Genomic DNA, 16,417 nt, shown 5'->3' with positions numbered 1-16,417 from the left:
ATTGCATCCCGGTGGACCCCCGCAGCGTGGCGCACGATCGAGGGAAGCCTACTCGGCGAGGTCCTGGGCCACCGCGAGCATGGTGCGCACCCCGAAGCCGGTCCCCTCCTTGGGTGTGTACCCCCAGGGCTGCGACTCGTTGAAGGAGGGGCCCGCGATGTCGATGTGCGCCCACGGGATCCGCCGGCCACGCTGCTCGGGGACGAACTCCCGCAGGAACAGCCCGGCCACGAGCATCCCGCCGTACTTGTCGCCCATGTTCTTCAGGTCCGCCACGAACGAGTCGAGGGACGGACGCAGGTGCTCGGGCAGCGGCATGGGCCACGCGGGTTCGCCGGCGCGGGAGGCGGCGCGCACGACACGTTCGCGAGCGTCGTCGTCGCCCATGATGCCCGCGGTACGCACGCCGAGCGCGGCCATCTGCGCGCCCGTCAGGGTCGCGATGTCGAGCAACAGGTCCGGGTTCTCCTGGCCCGCGGCCCACAGCCCGTCCGCGAGCACCAGGCGGCCCTCGGCGTCCGTGTTCAACACCTCCACGGTGTGACCGCTGAACATGCTCAACACGTCACCCGGACGGGTCGCGGAGCCGGAGGGCAGGTTTTCGGCGAGGCACAGCCAGCCCGTCACGGTCACGGGCAACTGGAGCGCAGCGGCCGCGAGGACGGTGCTGAGCACCGCGGCGGCACCGGCCATGTCCGACTTCATGGTCATCATCGAGGCCGGCGGCTTCAACGACAGGCCGCCGGAGTCGAACGTAATGCCCTTGCCCACGAGCGCCACGTGCTTCTTGGCGCGGGCCGGGGACCACTGCAGCTTGACCAGGCGCGGCCCGTTCACGGAGCCCCGCCCCACGCCCAGCAGGCCGCCGTAACCGCCGCGGGTCAGTTCCTTCTCGGCGAGCACCTCGACCGAGACCTTTGTGCCCTTCGCCGCAGTGGTCGCCACGGCCGCGACGAACTCGGGGGTCGCGGTGTCGGGGGAGAGGTCCACGAGGGTGCGCGTCAGGCGCACGGCGCGCGCCACGTGGGCGGCCCGGATGACGGCGTCCTTCGCGGTCTTGCCGAGGTTCTTGGGTACGACCACGGTCGCCGCGCTCAGCGGGACGTCGGCCTCGGAGGCCGTGCGGGACTTCTGCGTGACGTAGTTGAACGCGCCCAGCCCGATCCCCTCGGCCACGGCCTGGACCTCGGTCTCGGAGGCCACGGGCAGCGCGAACACGGCGGTTTCGGCCGCTCCGCGCAGGGTCCGCGCCGCAGCACCGGCCGCTTGGCGCAGGTTCTCGCCACGCTCGTCGTCCTCACCACGGCCCAGTCCCGTGAACACGACGGACCGCGCGTCCACCTCGTCCGGGGCGGGCACCACGAGCACGCGGTCGAGCCCGCCGGAGACCCGGGCCCGTTCGGCGAGCTCCGTCAGACGACGCCGCACGCCCGCCTTGACGTCGCTCGGTACCGCGAGCTCGCCGTCGTGGCGTACCCCCAGCACGAGGGCGTCTGCGGAGGTGCCCAGGGGCTTGGTGCTGGTCTCGAGGCGTACCTCGTGGGTGGCCAGGATGTCCTGCGGTGTGGTCACTGTCGTGTCCTTTCACGGGTGGCTGACGACGATGCGGCGCGGTACGGATGGCCGCGACGTGCGCGGCGTTCGTGTGGCGCGCACGACTCCGATCCTAGCCAGCACAGCCCCGGGGAAGCGGGGAATAGGCGGGGTCGCTCCGGGCGTTCCCTTCTCACGAGCGTCGGCGCCCCTGTGCCGCGCCCATGATTCGACGAGGAGGAAGTGTGCTGGATCCCACGGCCCTGTATCTGGGGAATCCCGCGTTGCTGGGAGACGAGCGATTGCGTGGGCTGCCCATGATCGTGGCGCTGTCCGGATACGTGGAAGCCGGCCACCTGGCCGGTCAGATCGAGGCCGTCATCCTCGACTCCATGCCGAGCGAGACCGTGGTCCGTTTCGACCTGGACCAGCTCTACGACTACCGCTCCCGGCGCCCCCACGTGAAGTTCTCGGAGGACCACTTCGAGGACTTCGAGGCGCCCGAGCTGAACCTGCATGTGGTCACCGACGGGCTGGACCGGCACTTCTTGTTGCTCACCGGACCCGAGCCTGACACCCAGTGGGAGCGGTTCAGCTCCGCCGTGGTGGGGCTCGCGCAACGACTGCGGGTGAGTCTCGTGGCGCTCGTGGGAGGGATCCCCATGCCCGTGCCGCACACGCGGCCCATCCTGGTGACCGCCCATGGTCCGCGTGCGGATCTGCTGCCCCGGATCGACGGCAACAAGCCCACGTTCGAGGTCAGCGCATCCGCCTCGCACCTGCTCGAACTGCGATTGCAGGAGGGTGGGATCGATCACGTGGGGTTGTCCGTGCACGTGCCGCAGTACCTCGCGGAGTCCTACCTTCCGCAGGCGGCCGTCGCGGCCCTCGAGTATCTCAGTGCCGTGACCGGGCGCACTCTGCCCACGGACGAGCTGCGGGAGGCCTCCCGGGACGTGATCCGTCAGATCGACGCGCAGGCGAACTCCTCGCCCGAGGTCCAGGGTGTCATCCAGAACATGGAACGGCGATACGATGACGTGGTGGACGCGTCCGCCCGTCGTTCGATTCTCGCCGGGCCCGACGACGCCGACCTGCCCGACGCCGACGACCTCGGTGCCGCCGCGGAGGCGTTCTTGGCCGCGCAGAGCGACCCGGAGGACCACCGAGAGTAGGGCCCCGCACCCGGTATGCACGGGCCTCCGTCGCCGAGCCCGTGGGAGGCCCATCCGCATGCCCGAACCGGTTGCACCCCGTCCGTCCCGGTACAAGGACTCACCCACCGCATGGTTGATTTTCGCGGTGGGTGTTTTCGCGTACTTCTCCGCGGTCGCGCAGCGCACGAGTTTCGGCGTGGCCACGGTGGAGGCCGCCGACCGGTTCCAGACCGCGGCCTCGGGGTTGTCCCTGTTCTCCATGATGCAGGTGCTCGTCTATGCGGCACTACAGGTGCCCGTGGGGGTGCTCGTGGACCGGTTCGGCCCGCGCATCCTCATCACCGTGGGGGCCGTGGCCATGGCGGCGGGACAACTGCAATTGGCCGCGGCGCAGTCCGTGGCCGAGGGCGTGGTGGGTCGCATCCTCGTGGGCGCCGGCGACGCCGCCACGTTCGTGTGCGTTATGCGCTTGCTCCCCGTGTGGTTCTCCGCGCTGAAGGTACCCATGCTCACCCAGGTCGTGGGCATGACGGGCAACCTGGGCCAGCTCTTCTCCGTGATCCCGTTCGCGGCGTTGCTCCACGTGGTCGGCTGGGTGCCGTCCTTCGCGGTCATGGCGGCGATCGCCCTGCTCGCCGCGGTGCTCTCCGGCCTGTTCCTGCGCAGCAACCCGCCGGGCGCGCGTGAGCTCAACGACGCGATCTCCTTGGCGACCGTGCGCACCTCCATGGGGCAGGCCATCAAGGAACCGGGGACCCAGCTGGGCTTCTGGGTCCACTTCACCGTGCAGTTCGTGGGCAACACGTTCGCCCTCATGTGGGCGTACCCGTACCTGCAGAACGCACAGGGGCTGGACCCCACGCAGGCCTCCGCCGTGATGACCGTGTACGTGGTGTTCAACGTGGCGGTGGCGCCGGTGATCGGCAAACTCAGTGCGCGCTTCGCGCGCCGGCGCTCCACACTGTCCCTGGCATGCGTGCTCGTGAGCTGGGCCGGGTGGACGGCACTGCTCGTCTGGCCGGGCCACGCCCCCGCCGTGGTCGTCTACGTGGCCGTGTGCATGATCGCTCTGTCCCTGCCCGCGTCCATGCTGGCGTTCGACATCGTGCGCTCCTTCAACCCGCCGCAGCGCAACGGCACCGCCACGGGACTCGCCAACGTGGGCGGGTTCGCGGCGTCCCTGCTCGCGATCTACGTCACGGGGCTCGTGCTCGACCTGCTGTTCGGCGCCGGGATCACACCCACGCTGTACGACGCCGATGCGTTCCGTCCCGCGATCGCCGCCCAGGCCCTCGTGGCCCTCGTGGGCACGGTCGCGATCCTTCGCTGCACACGCAAGGTGCGCCGGGTGCACGGCCCCGATTCCGTCTGACCCCTGGGTGAGTGGGAACCCGCGCCGCGCGTCCCATTTCGGCTCCGGCTCGCCACGCCCTACCGCTCCACCGCCGACGGCACCCCACTTCGCCCACCGCCGACGGCGCCCCACTTCGTCCACCGCGGCAAGCGCCCTCCACAGCACCGCCCCGGGGTGTGTCGGGAGCGAGCTCGTGCACATGCGCGCGGACCGACCCCACCGAGGGGCGTCCGGTCGCCAGGGTGGCGTCATGACCATTTCCCATGAAGCCGCCGACACCGTTCGCATCCGCAGCACCGAGGACCTCCTCGCGCTGATCCCTCATCAGGTGGGTCGCCAGCCCCGTAACACCTCGGTGCTGTTCTTCCCCGTGGCCGACAGCAGCGCCCTGTGCCTGAGCATGAACTCACCCACCGTGGAGACCGATCCGTACGAGCTCGGTGCGGAGCTCGCCGAGGTCCTCGCGCGTGTGCGTCACTGCGGGGAGGTGGTCGTGACGGTGTACTCGGACCAGGCCCTCGAGGGCGGGATGGATCGCGAGGCCGTGGCCGCGGCCCGGTGGGAGTGCGCCGTGGAACGGGCGGGACTCACCGTGTTACGCGCCCTCGTGGTGGGTCCGCAGCACTGGTGGGACCTCGCGGAACCGGACCGGGCGTTGCCCGTCGAGCTGATCCGGGACAGCGCGGTCAACGCCCAGATGATCGCACTGGGTAGCGCTGCCGAACCGGATGCGCCCGAGCACCATCCGCGGTGGCGGCACCGGTTCGCCCGGAGGGCACAGCATGTCACGCGTGCGTGGGAGCGACTGCGCACGGACGACGGCGATTCCGCACCTGCGCGGACCACGGTGCCGGGTCCGACGCCGCCCACCATCGACCCCGATCCGCGGCATCCGTTGACGGCGTGGCACCGCGCGGTGCGTTGCGTCCAGGCGGACAGGCAGCACTGGGTGGATGCCGTCCTGGGTCTGTCGGACGGACATCTCGCGCTGCTGATCGAGGGGGTGCACGACGACCTCGTCAGGGACGCGCTGCTGTACGCGTGGTTGAGCGGGAGCACCGCTCGGGCCGCGGCGGCGCTCGCAGGGTTGCGGGCCGCCATGGTGCGACTGGGCGGTGGCATCGCGGGGTCCGAGCCCTCGCAGGACGAGATCGACGAGGCCCTGCGCTGCGTGGTCGCGGTGGCCGGGGAATGGGACGGCCCGCCGGACTGGGACACCCTGGACGGTGCGTACCGGGTGTTGCAGGTGCTGGACGGGATCCTGGGTGCGGGGCGCGACCCGCTCGCCGACCCCACCGAGATCGTGGCGGGCTCGCGGGAGTCGTTGGGTCCTCGAGATTTGTCGGATTCCCGGGAGACGTCGGGTGACCGAGAGCCGTCAAGTGACCCAAACCCCTCGAGTGACCGGCAACCCTTGACCGCGGCTGCCGCGAGCGTCGTGGCCACCTTGGCGCAGCTCGAGGTGTACCGGGGTCGCGCCCACACGGCGTCGCGGTTGCTCGCACGCTGCGCGAACCGGGAGGGTGCCGCGGGGTCCGAACGATCCGCGATGCCCGGCCGTTCCGCGGCGGCCGACGTGGCGCACCGGTTGCGGCACCAGCCCACGCCGTGGTGGTGCGTGGACCGGCGTACCGCGTGGCCAGGCCGGGGCGTGTGGGAACGCGGTGCCTCGGACCAGGGGTGATGGGGGCACATCGCTAGAGGTAACGGGGGCGGGCGAAATTTTTTCATGGTGTGCGGGAACAAACTGCGAAGGGTCGGTGTTAGGGCGAATAAGGCCCTCAGAGTCTCGGCGGGACCCCGTGTCACCACGCCGGACTTGACAGGGTCATAGGTGTGTTGGCCGCTGATGCGGTGCGCACCCGTAGATCTGTCCAACGAAAGGTTCTCCGTGTCACCAGCTGCCAGCAAGACCGCGTCCGCTTCTCAGGCCTCCACGGCGCAGACGGACCCCGCTGAGACCACTTCTCAGGCAGGCACGGGCGGCGCTAGCACGAGTGGCGCTGCTAAGAAGCCCGCCGTGAAGCGGGCCGCCGCGGCCAAGAAGACTGTGGCGCGCAAGAGCACCGCCGCTAAGAAGAGCGCTTCCGCCACGCGGGGGACCGCCGCGGCGTCGTCGCAGACCACCGCTGCCACATCGGACGCGGCGGCGTCGAACGAGACAGACACCGCCGCGCCCGCGGCGAAGAAGACCGCCACCCGGAAGACCGCCGCCAAGAAGACGGCCGCGACCAAGAACGCGGCGACCAAGTCCACGACCCGCACCAAGACCACCGCGGACTCCGCGGAGGGCACCGCCAAGTCCACGGGCACCCGCAAGACCACCAAAACCGCCGCGAAGCCCGCCGCCAAGGCCCCCGCGGGCGGACGCGGTCGGAAGAAGGCGGATCCCGTCGAGGAGGCGCTCGCCGAGGACGAATTGGTGCCCGAGGACACCCCGGAGGACCTCGAGGACGAGGACACCCAGGAGTCCCAGCAGGCCTCAGTGGAGGAATCGGCCCCGCTCATGAAGGGCCGCCAGGACAAGAGTGCGCGCGGCTTCGTGCTGACCAACAACGACGACGACGACGCTCCCGCCCAGCAGGTGGTCGTCGCCGGTGCCACCGCGGACCCCGTCAAGGACTACCTCAAGCAGATCGGAAAGGTCGCGCTGCTCAACGCGGAACAGGAGGTGGACCTGGCCCTGCGCATCGAGGCCGGGCTGTACGCCGAGCACAAGTTCGCGGACGAACAGGACTCCATGGACGCGGACACCCGCCGCGCCTACCGCTGGGTGATCCACGACGGCCGCCGCGCCAAGAACCACCTGCTCGAGGCCAACCTGCGCCTCGTGGTGTCTCTGGCCAAGCGCTACACGGGCCGCGGCATGCTGTTCCTGGACCTGATTCAGGAGGGCAACCTGGGCCTGATCCGCGCGGTCGAGAAGTTCGACTACACCAAGGGCTTCAAGTTCTCCACGTACGCCACGTGGTGGATCCGCCAAGCCATCACCCGCGCCATGGCGGACCAGGCCCGCACCATCCGCATCCCGGTGCACATGGTCGAGGTCATCAACAAGCTGGCCCGCGTGCAGCGCCAGATGCTGCAGGACCTGGGGCGCGAACCCACCCCGGAGGAGCTCGCCAACGAGCTCGACATGACCCCCGAGAAGGTCGTGGAGGTCCAGAAGTACGGTCGCGAACCCATTTCGTTGCACACGCCGCTCGGTGAGGACGGTGACTCCGAGTTCGGCGACCTGATCGAGGACTCCGAGGCCGTGGTCCCCGCGGACGCCGTGTCCTTCACGCTGCTGCAGGAGCAGTTGCACTCGGTGCTGGACACGCTCTCCGAACGCGAGGCCGGTGTGGTGGCCATGCGCTTCGGGCTCACGGACGGTCAGCCCAAGACCCTTGACGAAATCGGGAAGGTCTACGGGGTCACCCGTGAGCGGATTCGCCAGATAGAGTCCAAGACCATGTCCAAGCTGCGTCACCCGTCCCGCTCGCAGGTGCTGCGGGACTACCTGGACTGATGTCCTCGGTGAACAAGAACGGTAAGCACTCCATGACCGAACGGGATACGAAGGTCCAGGGCATCTTCGACCGGATCACGGACTCCTACGACCGGATCAACACGCTGATGACCCTGGGTCGGCACGCCCAGTGGTGCCGCGAGGTGGCCCGGCGGGCGGCCGTGACGCCGGGCGGCCGGCTGCTGGACATCGCCACGGGCACGGGGGAGATCGCGCTGGCCGCGCGGCGTCGTGAACCCCGCGCCGAGATCACGGCGGTGGACTTCTCCGAGAACATGCTCGAGCGCGCCCGCACGAAGCCCGGCGCGGACGGCATCGCGTGGGAGTTCGCGGACGCCCACTCGCTGGAGTACGCGGACGAATCCTTCGACGCGGTGACCCACGGTTACCTGCTGCGCAACGTGAGCGACGTCCCGCGCGTACTCAGCGAACAGTTCCGTGTGCTCTCGCCCGGGGGGCGGGTGGTCGTCCTGGAGACGGCACCGCCCCGGGGGCTGCTCAAGCTCGCGGTCACCGCGGGGATGCGGATTGTGTTGCCCCTGCTAGGACGGGTGGTCGCCAAGGACAAGGACGCTTACTCCTACCTGGAGAGCTCCACCCTCGGATTCATGCAGCCCGCGCAGGTCGCGCAGCTCATGCGCGAGGTCGGCTTCACGGACGTGGACTTCGAGACCAAGTACCTGGGCACCAACGTGATCCTGTGGGGCCGCAAGCCCGGCCCGTGAGGGACACATGATGTGAAGGACACATGACAAGGAAGGCGCGCATCCGAGGATGCGCGCCTTCCTTCGTGTCCGGGCCTTCCGGCAGGGGACCGGAACGCCGCGGGATGGGCCTGTCGCTCAGGCGCCGATGTGCTGCGTCTCGTCCTGCCACGTGGCGGCCAACGGGCGCAGCTTCTCCTCGTTCGCACGAGCGTGGTGGGCGCAAAACAGCAGCTCGCCACCGGTGGATTCGAGGACCACGCGGACGTATGCCTGGGCACCGCAGGCGTCGCAACGGTGGGTCGCGTTAAGTTCACGCGCTTCGAGTGTCGCGTTCATGGGATCCTCCTCACGGGGTACGGAATGCGACGGCGCTCATCTGAGCCGCCGCACGGCCATCAGGGGTGTCACGCCCCGATCACACGTACCAGTACAACCCACGCGTGCAGTCAATGCTTCCCACGAAGGCCCTGTTTCGCCCACCGCGCACAAACCCCGGGTGCCGACTACAGTGGGATGGTCCCGCACCGCCCGCGGGCCGCCCCCGAACCCCGGAGTAGCACGACCGTGACACCGTCCCGTTCCGAATACAACGCCCGCCACCTCTCCGTCCTGGAGGGCCTCGAGGCGGTACGCAAACGCCCGGGCATGTACATCGGCTCCACGGACTCGCGCGGTCTGATGCACTGCCTGTGGGAGATCATCGACAACTCCGTCGACGAGGCGCTCGCGGGGTACGGCCAGGACATCACGGTGATCCTGCACCGGGACGGGTGCGTGGAGGTCCACGACGACGGTCGCGGCATCCCCATCGACACCGAACCCCGCACGGGCCTCACGGGCGTGGAGGTCGTGTTCACCAAACTGCACGCCGGCGGCAAGTTCGGCGGCGGTTCGTACACGGCGTCGGGCGGGCTGCACGGCGTGGGTGCCTCGGTGGTCAATGCGCTGTCCGCGCGCCTGGACGTGCAGGTGGACCGTGGCGGCAAGACCTACCAGATGTCGTTCAAACGCGGTGAGCCCGGGACGTTCACGGACAAGGGGGCGCCGTCCCCGAGTGCACCGTTCGAGGCGTTCACGACCGACTCGCACCTGCAGGTCGTGGGCAGAGCCAAGCGCGGCGTCACCGGCACACGGATCCGCTACTGGGCCGACGATCAGATCTTCACCCCGGACGCGCGCTTCTCCACCGAGGAGCTCGTGCGCCGCGCCCGCCAGACCGCGTTCCTGATCCCCGGGCTGAAGATCACCGTGCAGGACGAACGCCGCCTGCCGGGTACACCGGGCGCGGACGGTCCCGTGGAGGAGGTCTTCCAGTACGACGGCGGGATCTCGGAGTTCGCGGAGTTCCTCGCCGCGGACGCGCCCGTCACCGACGTGTGGCGGCTGCAGGGGCAGGGCAGTTTCACCGAGCGGGTCCCTGTGCTCGACGAGTCCGGACACGCCCGGCTCACCGACGTCGATCGCACGTGCGAGGTGGACGTGGCCCTGCGCTGGGGCGTGGGGTACGACAGCACGGTGCGCTCGTTCGTCAACATCATCGCCACGCCCAAGGGTGGCACCCACTTGAGCGGTTTCGAAAATGCGCTGCTCAAGACCCTGCGCAAGCAGGTGGAGACCAACTCCCGCAAGCTCAAGGCGGGTAACGACAAGCTCGAGAAGGACGACGTCCTGGCCGGGCTCACCGCGGTACTCACGGTCCGGTTGGCCGAACCCCAGTTCGAGGGGCAGACCAAGGAGGTGCTGGGCACCCCTGCGGTGCGCCAGATCGTCGCTAAGGTCGTGGAGGCGGAGCTCACCAAGCAGCTGACTTCCAAGAAGCGGGACGACAGGGCCCAGGCCGGTCAGCTGCTCGAGAAGGTCGTCGCGGAGATGAAGTCCCGGATCTCGGCCCGAGTGCACAAGGAGACCCAGCGGCGCAAGAACGCGCTCGAGACGTCGTCGATGCCCACGAAACTCGTGGAGTGCCGTTCCGCGGACGTGGACCGCTCGGAGCTGTTCATCGTGGAGGGCGACTCTGCGCTCGGCACCGCCCGGCTCGCCCGCAACTCCAACTACCAGGCGCTGTTGCCGATCCGCGGCAAGATCCTGAACGTGCAGAAGGCCTCGATCACGGACATGCTCGCGAACGCCGAGTGCGCGGCCCTGATCCAGGTAATCGGGGCCGGGTCGGGTCGCAGCTTCGACCTGGACGCCGCCCGCTACGGCAAGGTCATCATGATGACGGACGCGGACGTGGACGGCGCCCACATCCGCACCCTGTTGCTCACGCTCTTCTACCGTTACATGCGCCCGCTCGTGGAGGCCGGACGGGTCTACGCCGCGGTGCCCCCGCTGCACCGGGTGCAGATCGTCAACCCGGGCTCCAAGCCCAACGAGATGGTCTACACGTATTCGGAGCGCGAACTCGACACGCTGCTGGGCAGCCTCGAAGAGCAGGATCGTCGGTACAAGGAGCCCATCCAGCGCTACAAGGGCCTGGGGGAGATGGACGCCGATCAGCTCGCGGAGACCACGATGGACATCCGCCACCGTGTCCTGCGGCGCGTGCGCGTGTCCGACGCCGAGGCCGCCGAGCGCGCGTTCTCCCTGCTCATGGGCTCGCAGGTGGCCCCGCGCAAGGACTTCATCGTAGCCGGTGCCGCCCAGCTCAACCAGGAGCAGATCGACGCCTGAGCGCCTCAGGTGGTGTGCTCGGGCAGCGGCGCCGTCTCACGCGCCGGGCGGCGCGACGCCCCGGACGGTCGGTCGTCCGCGGGTGACGCCGCCGTCGCCCCGTGCGCGGGTCGGTCGCCGACCGTCGCCGATCCATCCTCCTCCGCGGCGCCCGGTCCGCGGGTCATTCGTCCTCCGCGGCTGACTCCCCATTCGTCGTGGTCCCCGGCACGGGGAGACCTCTGAGCGCGGGTCCCACGGCTGCGACCGCACGGTCGATGCCCACACCGGAACCGTCCCGGCGCCCATACTCCACGGGGAGCGATCGCGCGACGCCCGCCGCGGACACGGCCTTGCCCGGCCCGTGGCCGACCCACGCCAGGGTCAACCCGGTCTCACCCGCGAGTAGTCGCTGGGCCCGCACACCGGCGGTCGCGCGGCCCTTGGCGGGGAATTCCGAGAGCGGGGTGACCTTCACGGACGCCTCGCCCATCTCGGGCAGCTGACCGTCACTGCGGGCCTGGGTGACCACCACGGTGGACTCGCTCGGTGCCACCGCCCCGAAGAAGATCACGTGCTCGTCCGCCGCGAGTTTCATCCCGGCCACGCCACCGGCCGTTCGGCCCTGGGGGCGCACCGCGGATGCGGGGAAGTGCAGCAGCTTGGCGTCCGAGGAGACCAACACGAGTTCCGCGTCGACCGGCGCGGCACCCACACCCACCACCGAGTCCCCGTCCTTGAGCTTGATCGCGGGCCACTGGTCCAGGTTCAGCGGGTAGTCGGGGTTCACGCGTTTGACCACGCCGTCCGCGGTCCCAATCGCGAACACGGCATTGCTGGGCACGAGTCCCACGAGCGTCTCGTTCTTGTCCAGACCCAGGAAGTCCGCGGCGGGCACGCCGTCCGCGAGGCGGGGAACGCCGTCGAACTCCTGCAGCACGGGCACGTCCACGCACGAGACGCGCAGCATCCGGCCCGTGGACGTGATCGCGGCGATCTCCCCGCGCGCCGTCGAGGGCACCACGCTCGTCAGGGCGTCGTGCTTGAAGCGCCGCGAGCCGTCAGCGAGCGGGGTGCGCACGGCACTGCGGGCGATCCGCCCGGTCGTGGACAGGAACACCCAGCACGGGTCGTCGCTGATCTCGAGCGCCACGGACGGTGCCGCGTTCTTCTTCCCGCGCGCGTTCTCCGCGGTGACCGCGGGCAGGTCCTCGGCCTCGAGCAGCACGGTGCGCCGCTCGTCACCGAACTTCTCCGCGGTCTCGGTGAGCTCGTCCGCGACCACGCCGCGCAGCGCGGTCTCCGAGCCCAGGATTGCCTCGAGTTCGGCGATCTCCCGCTGCAGGGTGTCCCGCTCGGCCTCGAGCTCGATCCGGGAGAACTTGGTCAGCTGACGCAACCGCAGTTCCAGGATGTGCTCGGACTGCGCGCGGGAGAGGTCGAAGACCGCGATCAACCGGTCCCGGGCCTCGGCCGTCTCCTCGGAGGAACGGATGATCTGGATGACCTCGTCGATGTCGAGGATCGCGATCAGCAACCCCTCCACGAGGTGCAACCGGTTCTGCCGCTTGGCCAGGCGGAACGCGGTGCGCCGGCGCACCACACTGATCCGGTGGTCGCTGTAGACCCGCAACAGCTCGAGCAGCCCCATGGTGCGGGGCTGACCCTCCACGAGAGCCACGTTGTTGATCCCGAAGGACTCCTCGAGCGGTGTGTGCTTGTACAGCTGCGCGAGCACGGCCTGCGGGTTGAAACCGTTCTTGAGCTCGATGACCAGGCGCAGCCCGTTGGTGCGGTCGGTGAGGTCCACGACGTCCGAGATCCCGGCGAGCTTCTTGGCCTGGACCGCGTCCTTGATCTTCTCGGTGACCTTCTCGGGGCCCACCATGTACGGCAGCTCGGTCACCACGATGCCCTGCTTGCGGGGCGAGACCTGTTCCACGGAGACCGTGGCGCGCGTGCGGAACGAACCCCGCCCGGTGCGGTAGGCGTCCCGCACGCCCTCGAGGCCCACGATCCGACCGCCGGAGGGCAGGTCCGGACCGGGGATGAACCGCATGAGTTCCTCGAGCGTGGCCTCGGGGTTCAGGATGAGGTGCCGGGCCCCGGCCGCGACCTCGCGCATGTTGTGCGGTGCCATGTTCGTGGCCATGCCCACCGCAATCCCGGTGGCCCCGTTGACGAGCAGGTTGGGGTACGCGGCCGGCAGCACCGCGGGCTGCTGGAACTGGTTGTCGTAGTTGGGCACGAAGTCCACGACGTCCTCGTCGAGGTCACCCGTGAGCGTGCGCGCGGCCGGGGCCATCCGGGCCTCCGTGTAGCGCGGGGCCGCCGGACCGTCGTCGAGCGACCCGAAGTTGCCGTGCCCGTCCACGAGTGGCACGCGCATCGCGAAGGACTGCGCCATGCGGACCATGGCGTCGTAGATCGCGGCGTCACCGTGGGGGTGCAGCTTGCCCATGACCTCGCCCACCACGCGCGCACTCTTGACGTGGCCGCGGTCCGGGCGCAGGCCCATCTGGTCCATCATGAACAGGATCCGCCGCTGCACGGGCTTGAGACCGTCCCGGGCGTCCGGCAGCGCGCGGGAGTAGATCACGGAGTAGGAGTACTCCAGAAAGCTCGTCTCCATCTCCTGCGTGACGTCCACGTCCACGATGTGCTCGGTGAAGTCCTTGGGCAATTCGTCCTGGGGAGAACGCATGGCTGAGCGGCGACGAGCCATCGAAGGGCAACTCCTTGAAATCAGGGCGTGCTCCTGTGACCGGAGCATGCGGTTGGCTACTCTGAAGTCTATGGGTACCACCGACGACGCCGCGCCGCAGCAGACCTACCCCGAGTACTGGGAGGCGGACGTCATCCTGCGCGACGGCGCCACCGCGCACCTGCGCCCCATCAGCCCCGAGGACCAGGACCTGCTCCAGGAGTTCCACTCCGGGCAGTCCGAGGACAGCATCTACCTGCGGTTCTTCTCCTACAAACCGACCCTGTCCCAGCGGGAACTTGACCGCTTCTCCACGGTGGACCACCGGGACCGCGTGTGCTTCGTGCTGATCCTGGGGGAGCGGATGATTGGTGTGGGCCGCTACGACCGCACCACGCAGCGCTCGGCGGAGGTCGCATTCATGATCTCCGATCACCACCAGGGGCGGGGAATCGGGTCCATCCTGTTGGAGCACCTGGCCGCCGCCGCCCGCGAGAACGGGATCGACCGCTTCACCGCGGAGGTGCTGCCCGAGAACCGCAAGATGCTCCACGTCTTCGTGGAGGCCGGCTACGACGTCTCCCGTCAGTTCGAGGACGGCGTGGTGGTCGTGGACTTCGACATCGACCCCACCGAGAAGTCGCTCGCGGTGATGGCCGCGCGCGAGCACCGCGCGGAGGCCCGGTCCATCACGGACCTGCTGACACCGGCCACCGTGGCGGTCGTGGGGGCGTCCGCGAACCGGGACCACGCGGGGTTCCACGCGGTCGAGGGTATCCTCACGGGCGGGTACACGGGCACGCTCTACGGCGTAGGTCATTCCCCGTACGAGCGCGAAGGGCTGCACTTCGTCTCGTCCCTCGACGAGATCGAGGGCACCGTGGACCTCGCGGTGATCGCGGTGCCGCGCGAATCGGTGGAGGAGACCGTGACGCAGTGCGGTAGGGCGGGAGTGCGCGCCGTCGTCGTGATGACGGGCGGTTACGCCGAGGACGGTGCGGAGGGCGCGGCCGCCCAGCGCCGCCTGGTGCGGATCGCCCGCGCCGCGGGGATGCGCGTGGTGGGCCCAGCGAGCCTGGGTCTGTTCACGACCGATCCGGAGGTCTCGCTCAACGCGTCCGTTCTGCCCGAGTTGCCGCGCCGCGGAGGACTGGGACTGTTCTCCCAGTCCGGGGCGATCGGCACCATGCTCTACGGTGCCGCGCAGCGCCACGGCGTGGGGATGTCCAGCTACCTCTCGGCGGGGAACCGCGCGGACGTCTCCGGCAACGACCTCATGCAGTATTGGGAGGACGACCCCGCCACCACGGTGTGCGGTCTCTACCTGCAGTCGGTGGGCAACCCGCGCAAGTTCTCGCGCATTGCGCGCAGGCTCTCGCTGAGCAAGCCCGTGATCGTCGCGAAGTCCGAGGTCACCGGCCTGCGGCTCCCGCCGGGCCACACGGGTCGGGTCACCCAGGCCCCAACCGGCGCGCTCGACGCGATGTTTCGCCAGGCCGGGGTGATCCGTGCGACCACGGCCGAGCAGTTGCTCGACATCGCCGCGATCGCGGAGAGCCAGCCGCTGCCCGCCTCCCCGCGCGTGGCCGTGGTCTCGAACGCGCTCGCGCTCGCGCAGCTCGCCGAGGACACGGCCCTGCGCCTACGGCTCGACCCCGCCGTCGTGGACGGCACCGTGGACACCTCCAACGGGCCCGAGCGGGCGCACGAGGCCGTCCTGGACGCCGTGCGCGCTCAGCTCTCGTCGGATGCGGTCGATAGCGTCGTGCTCGTGCTCATGCCCGTGCGCGGCCTGGACACCGCGACGCTCGCGAGCGACGTCGCCCGGGCCGCGCGCGACGCCGACCGAACGACCGTGGTCGTGTTCACGGGTCAGCACGGCCCCGAGGCCATGACCACGTCCGTGCACACCGCGGACGACGCCGCCCTGCCGTGCTTCGATTCGCCCGGCGCCGCCCTGCGCGCGCTTGCGAGCGTCGTGGACTACATGACATGGCGCTCGCAGGACCAGGGCGTGATGGTGTCGCCCGAGGAGTTCGATTCCGACGGCGTCGAGAAGTTCTTGGAACGGCTGCGCGAGAAGATCAGCGGGGACGCGCTCTACGAACTGGAGATCGCCGAGCGCAACGAGCTGCTGGGTCTCGCGGGGATCCGCGTGCTCGAGTCCGTGCGGTTCACGGACCCGGAGGCGGCGTACGCCGCCGCCGAACGGCTCGGCTACCCCGTGGCCCTGAAGTCCACGGACCCGTTCCTGCGCCACCGCCTGGACCTGGGTGGCGTGGTGCTCAACATCGCGAACGCGGACCAACTGGGTGCCGCGATCGAGACCATGAAGCGCACGCTTGCGGGCTGGAACGCGAGCGATTTCGAGGTGCAGTCCATGGCGCCCACGGGTCAGACCGTGGTGGTGCGCGCCGCGGAGGACCCACTCATCGGTCCCGTCCTGTCCTTCGGGATGGCCGGGGACGCCGTGCACCTGCTGGACGACTGGGCCCACCGCGTGCCCCCGCTGACCGACCGGGACATCACTCGCATGGTGCGCGCGCCCAAGGCCGCGCGGAAACTGTTCGGCTACCAGGGCGTCCCGCCCGTGGACACCACCGGATTGGAGCAGCTGATCAACCATGTGGCCTTTCTCAAGGACCGCTTCCCCGAGATCGCGTTCCTGGAACTGAACCCGGTCGTGCTCTCCGGATCCGTCGTCACGGTGCTCTCTGCCGCGGTCAAGATCGGGGACCCGGGACAACGCACGGACAGTGCCCGGCGCACCATGCTGGGCTAGCACGGGACCGCGAACCG

10 protein-coding genes are annotated in these 16,417 nt (G+C 69.6%); 7 read left to right on the top strand and 3 right to left on the bottom strand.

What is annotated here, in order from left to right; all coding sequences use genetic code 11:
- Positions 1 to 48: 48 nt before the first annotated feature.
- A complete protein-coding gene (locus HBK84_RS07570; RefSeq protein WP_167318571.1) occupies positions 49 to 1,572 on the bottom strand; it encodes a leucyl aminopeptidase in 1,524 nt (507 codons plus the stop codon).
- A gap of 206 nt (positions 1,573 to 1,778) precedes the next feature.
- Here HBK84_RS07570 and HBK84_RS07565 point away from each other — a divergent pair, with 206 nt between their 5' ends.
- The 5 genes from HBK84_RS07565 to HBK84_RS07545 all read left to right on the top strand — a co-directional run bounded on the left by HBK84_RS07565 (position 1,779) and on the right by HBK84_RS07545 (position 8,280).
- Positions 1,779 to 2,708: a proteasome assembly chaperone family protein gene (locus tag HBK84_RS07565; RefSeq protein ID WP_179861265.1), complete on the top strand. Its 930-nt coding sequence runs from the start codon at positions 1,779 to 1,781 to the stop codon at positions 2,706 to 2,708.
- Between the two features lie 58 nt (positions 2,709 to 2,766).
- The gene (locus tag HBK84_RS07560) at positions 2,767 to 4,062 is read left to right on the top strand and encodes a nitrate/nitrite transporter (RefSeq protein WP_064845178.1); all 1,296 of its coding nucleotides are present in this window, start codon (positions 2,767 to 2,769) and stop codon (positions 4,060 to 4,062) included.
- A gap of 232 nt (positions 4,063 to 4,294) precedes the next feature.
- Complete coding sequence (locus HBK84_RS07555; RefSeq protein WP_064845179.1) at positions 4,295 to 5,728, top strand: DUF4192 family protein; 1,434 nt, start codon at positions 4,295 to 4,297, stop codon at positions 5,726 to 5,728.
- Positions 5,729 to 5,935: 207 nt separating this feature from the next.
- Positions 5,936 to 7,555: an RNA polymerase sigma factor gene (locus HBK84_RS07550; RefSeq protein WP_085105950.1), complete on the top strand. Its 1,620-nt coding sequence runs from the start codon at positions 5,936 to 5,938 to the stop codon at positions 7,553 to 7,555.
- Complete coding sequence (locus HBK84_RS07545; RefSeq protein WP_240918870.1) at positions 7,555 to 8,280, top strand: ubiquinone/menaquinone biosynthesis methyltransferase; 726 nt, start codon at positions 7,555 to 7,557, stop codon at positions 8,278 to 8,280. Before HBK84_RS07550 ends, HBK84_RS07545 begins: the two co-directional genes overlap by 1 nt.
- Before the next feature lie 117 nt (positions 8,281 to 8,397).
- Here HBK84_RS07545 and HBK84_RS07540 read toward each other — a convergent pair whose 3' ends face one another.
- Positions 8,398 to 8,598 carry a hypothetical protein gene (locus tag HBK84_RS07540; RefSeq protein ID WP_035961388.1) on the bottom strand — a complete coding sequence of 67 codons (201 nt, stop codon included), beginning with the start codon at positions 8,596 to 8,598 and terminating at the stop codon, positions 8,398 to 8,400.
- A 228-nt stretch (positions 8,599 to 8,826) separates the two neighbouring features.
- Here HBK84_RS07540 and HBK84_RS07535 point away from each other — a divergent pair, with 228 nt between their 5' ends.
- Positions 8,827 to 10,935, top strand: a complete 2,109-nt coding sequence (locus tag HBK84_RS07535; protein WP_064847256.1) for a type IIA DNA topoisomerase subunit B — start codon at positions 8,827 to 8,829, stop codon at positions 10,933 to 10,935.
- A 163-nt stretch (positions 10,936 to 11,098) separates the two neighbouring features.
- Here the strand turns inward: HBK84_RS07535 and HBK84_RS07530 are convergent, their stop codons facing one another.
- Positions 11,099 to 13,639: a DNA topoisomerase (ATP-hydrolyzing) subunit A gene (locus HBK84_RS07530; protein ID WP_167318569.1), complete on the bottom strand. Its 2,541-nt coding sequence runs from the start codon at positions 13,637 to 13,639 to the stop codon at positions 11,099 to 11,101.
- A 70-nt stretch (positions 13,640 to 13,709) separates the two neighbouring features.
- On the opposite strand from HBK84_RS07530, the gene HBK84_RS07525 reads away from it, so the two are divergent.
- Positions 13,710 to 16,400, top strand: coding sequence for a GNAT family N-acetyltransferase (locus HBK84_RS07525; protein ID WP_167318568.1), 2,691 nt, complete (start codon positions 13,710 to 13,712; stop codon positions 16,398 to 16,400).
- Positions 16,401 to 16,417 lie beyond the last annotated feature (17 nt).

This window comes from Kocuria sp. KD4 (assembly GCF_011769905.1).
Taxonomy (GTDB): domain Bacteria; phylum Actinomycetota; class Actinomycetes; order Actinomycetales; family Micrococcaceae; genus Kocuria; species Kocuria marina.
Note: the sequence above shows the minus strand (reverse complement) of the source record. Positions and strands in the feature narration are given on the sequence as shown.

Bases quoted from the DNA above. Each gene is read 5' to 3' on its own strand.
- HBK84_RS07560 (WP_064845178.1), top strand. From the start codon at position 2,767: ATGCCCGAACCGGTTGCACCCCGTCCGTCCCGGTACAAGGACTCACCC.
- HBK84_RS07555 (WP_064845179.1), top strand. From the start codon at position 4,295: ATGACCATTTCCCATGAAGCCGCCGACACCGTTCGCATCCGCAGCACC.
- HBK84_RS07545 (WP_240918870.1), top strand. From the start codon at position 7,555: ATGTCCTCGGTGAACAAGAACGGTAAGCACTCCATGACCGAACGGGAT.
- HBK84_RS07540 (WP_035961388.1), bottom strand. From the start codon at position 8,598: ATGAACGCGACACTCGAAGCGCGTGAACTTAACGCGACCCACCGTTGC.
- HBK84_RS07530 (WP_167318569.1), bottom strand. From the start codon at position 13,639: ATGGCTCGTCGCCGCTCAGCCATGCGTTCTCCCCAGGACGAATTGCCC.
- HBK84_RS07525 (WP_167318568.1), top strand. From the start codon at position 13,710: ATGGGTACCACCGACGACGCCGCGCCGCAGCAGACCTACCCCGAGTAC.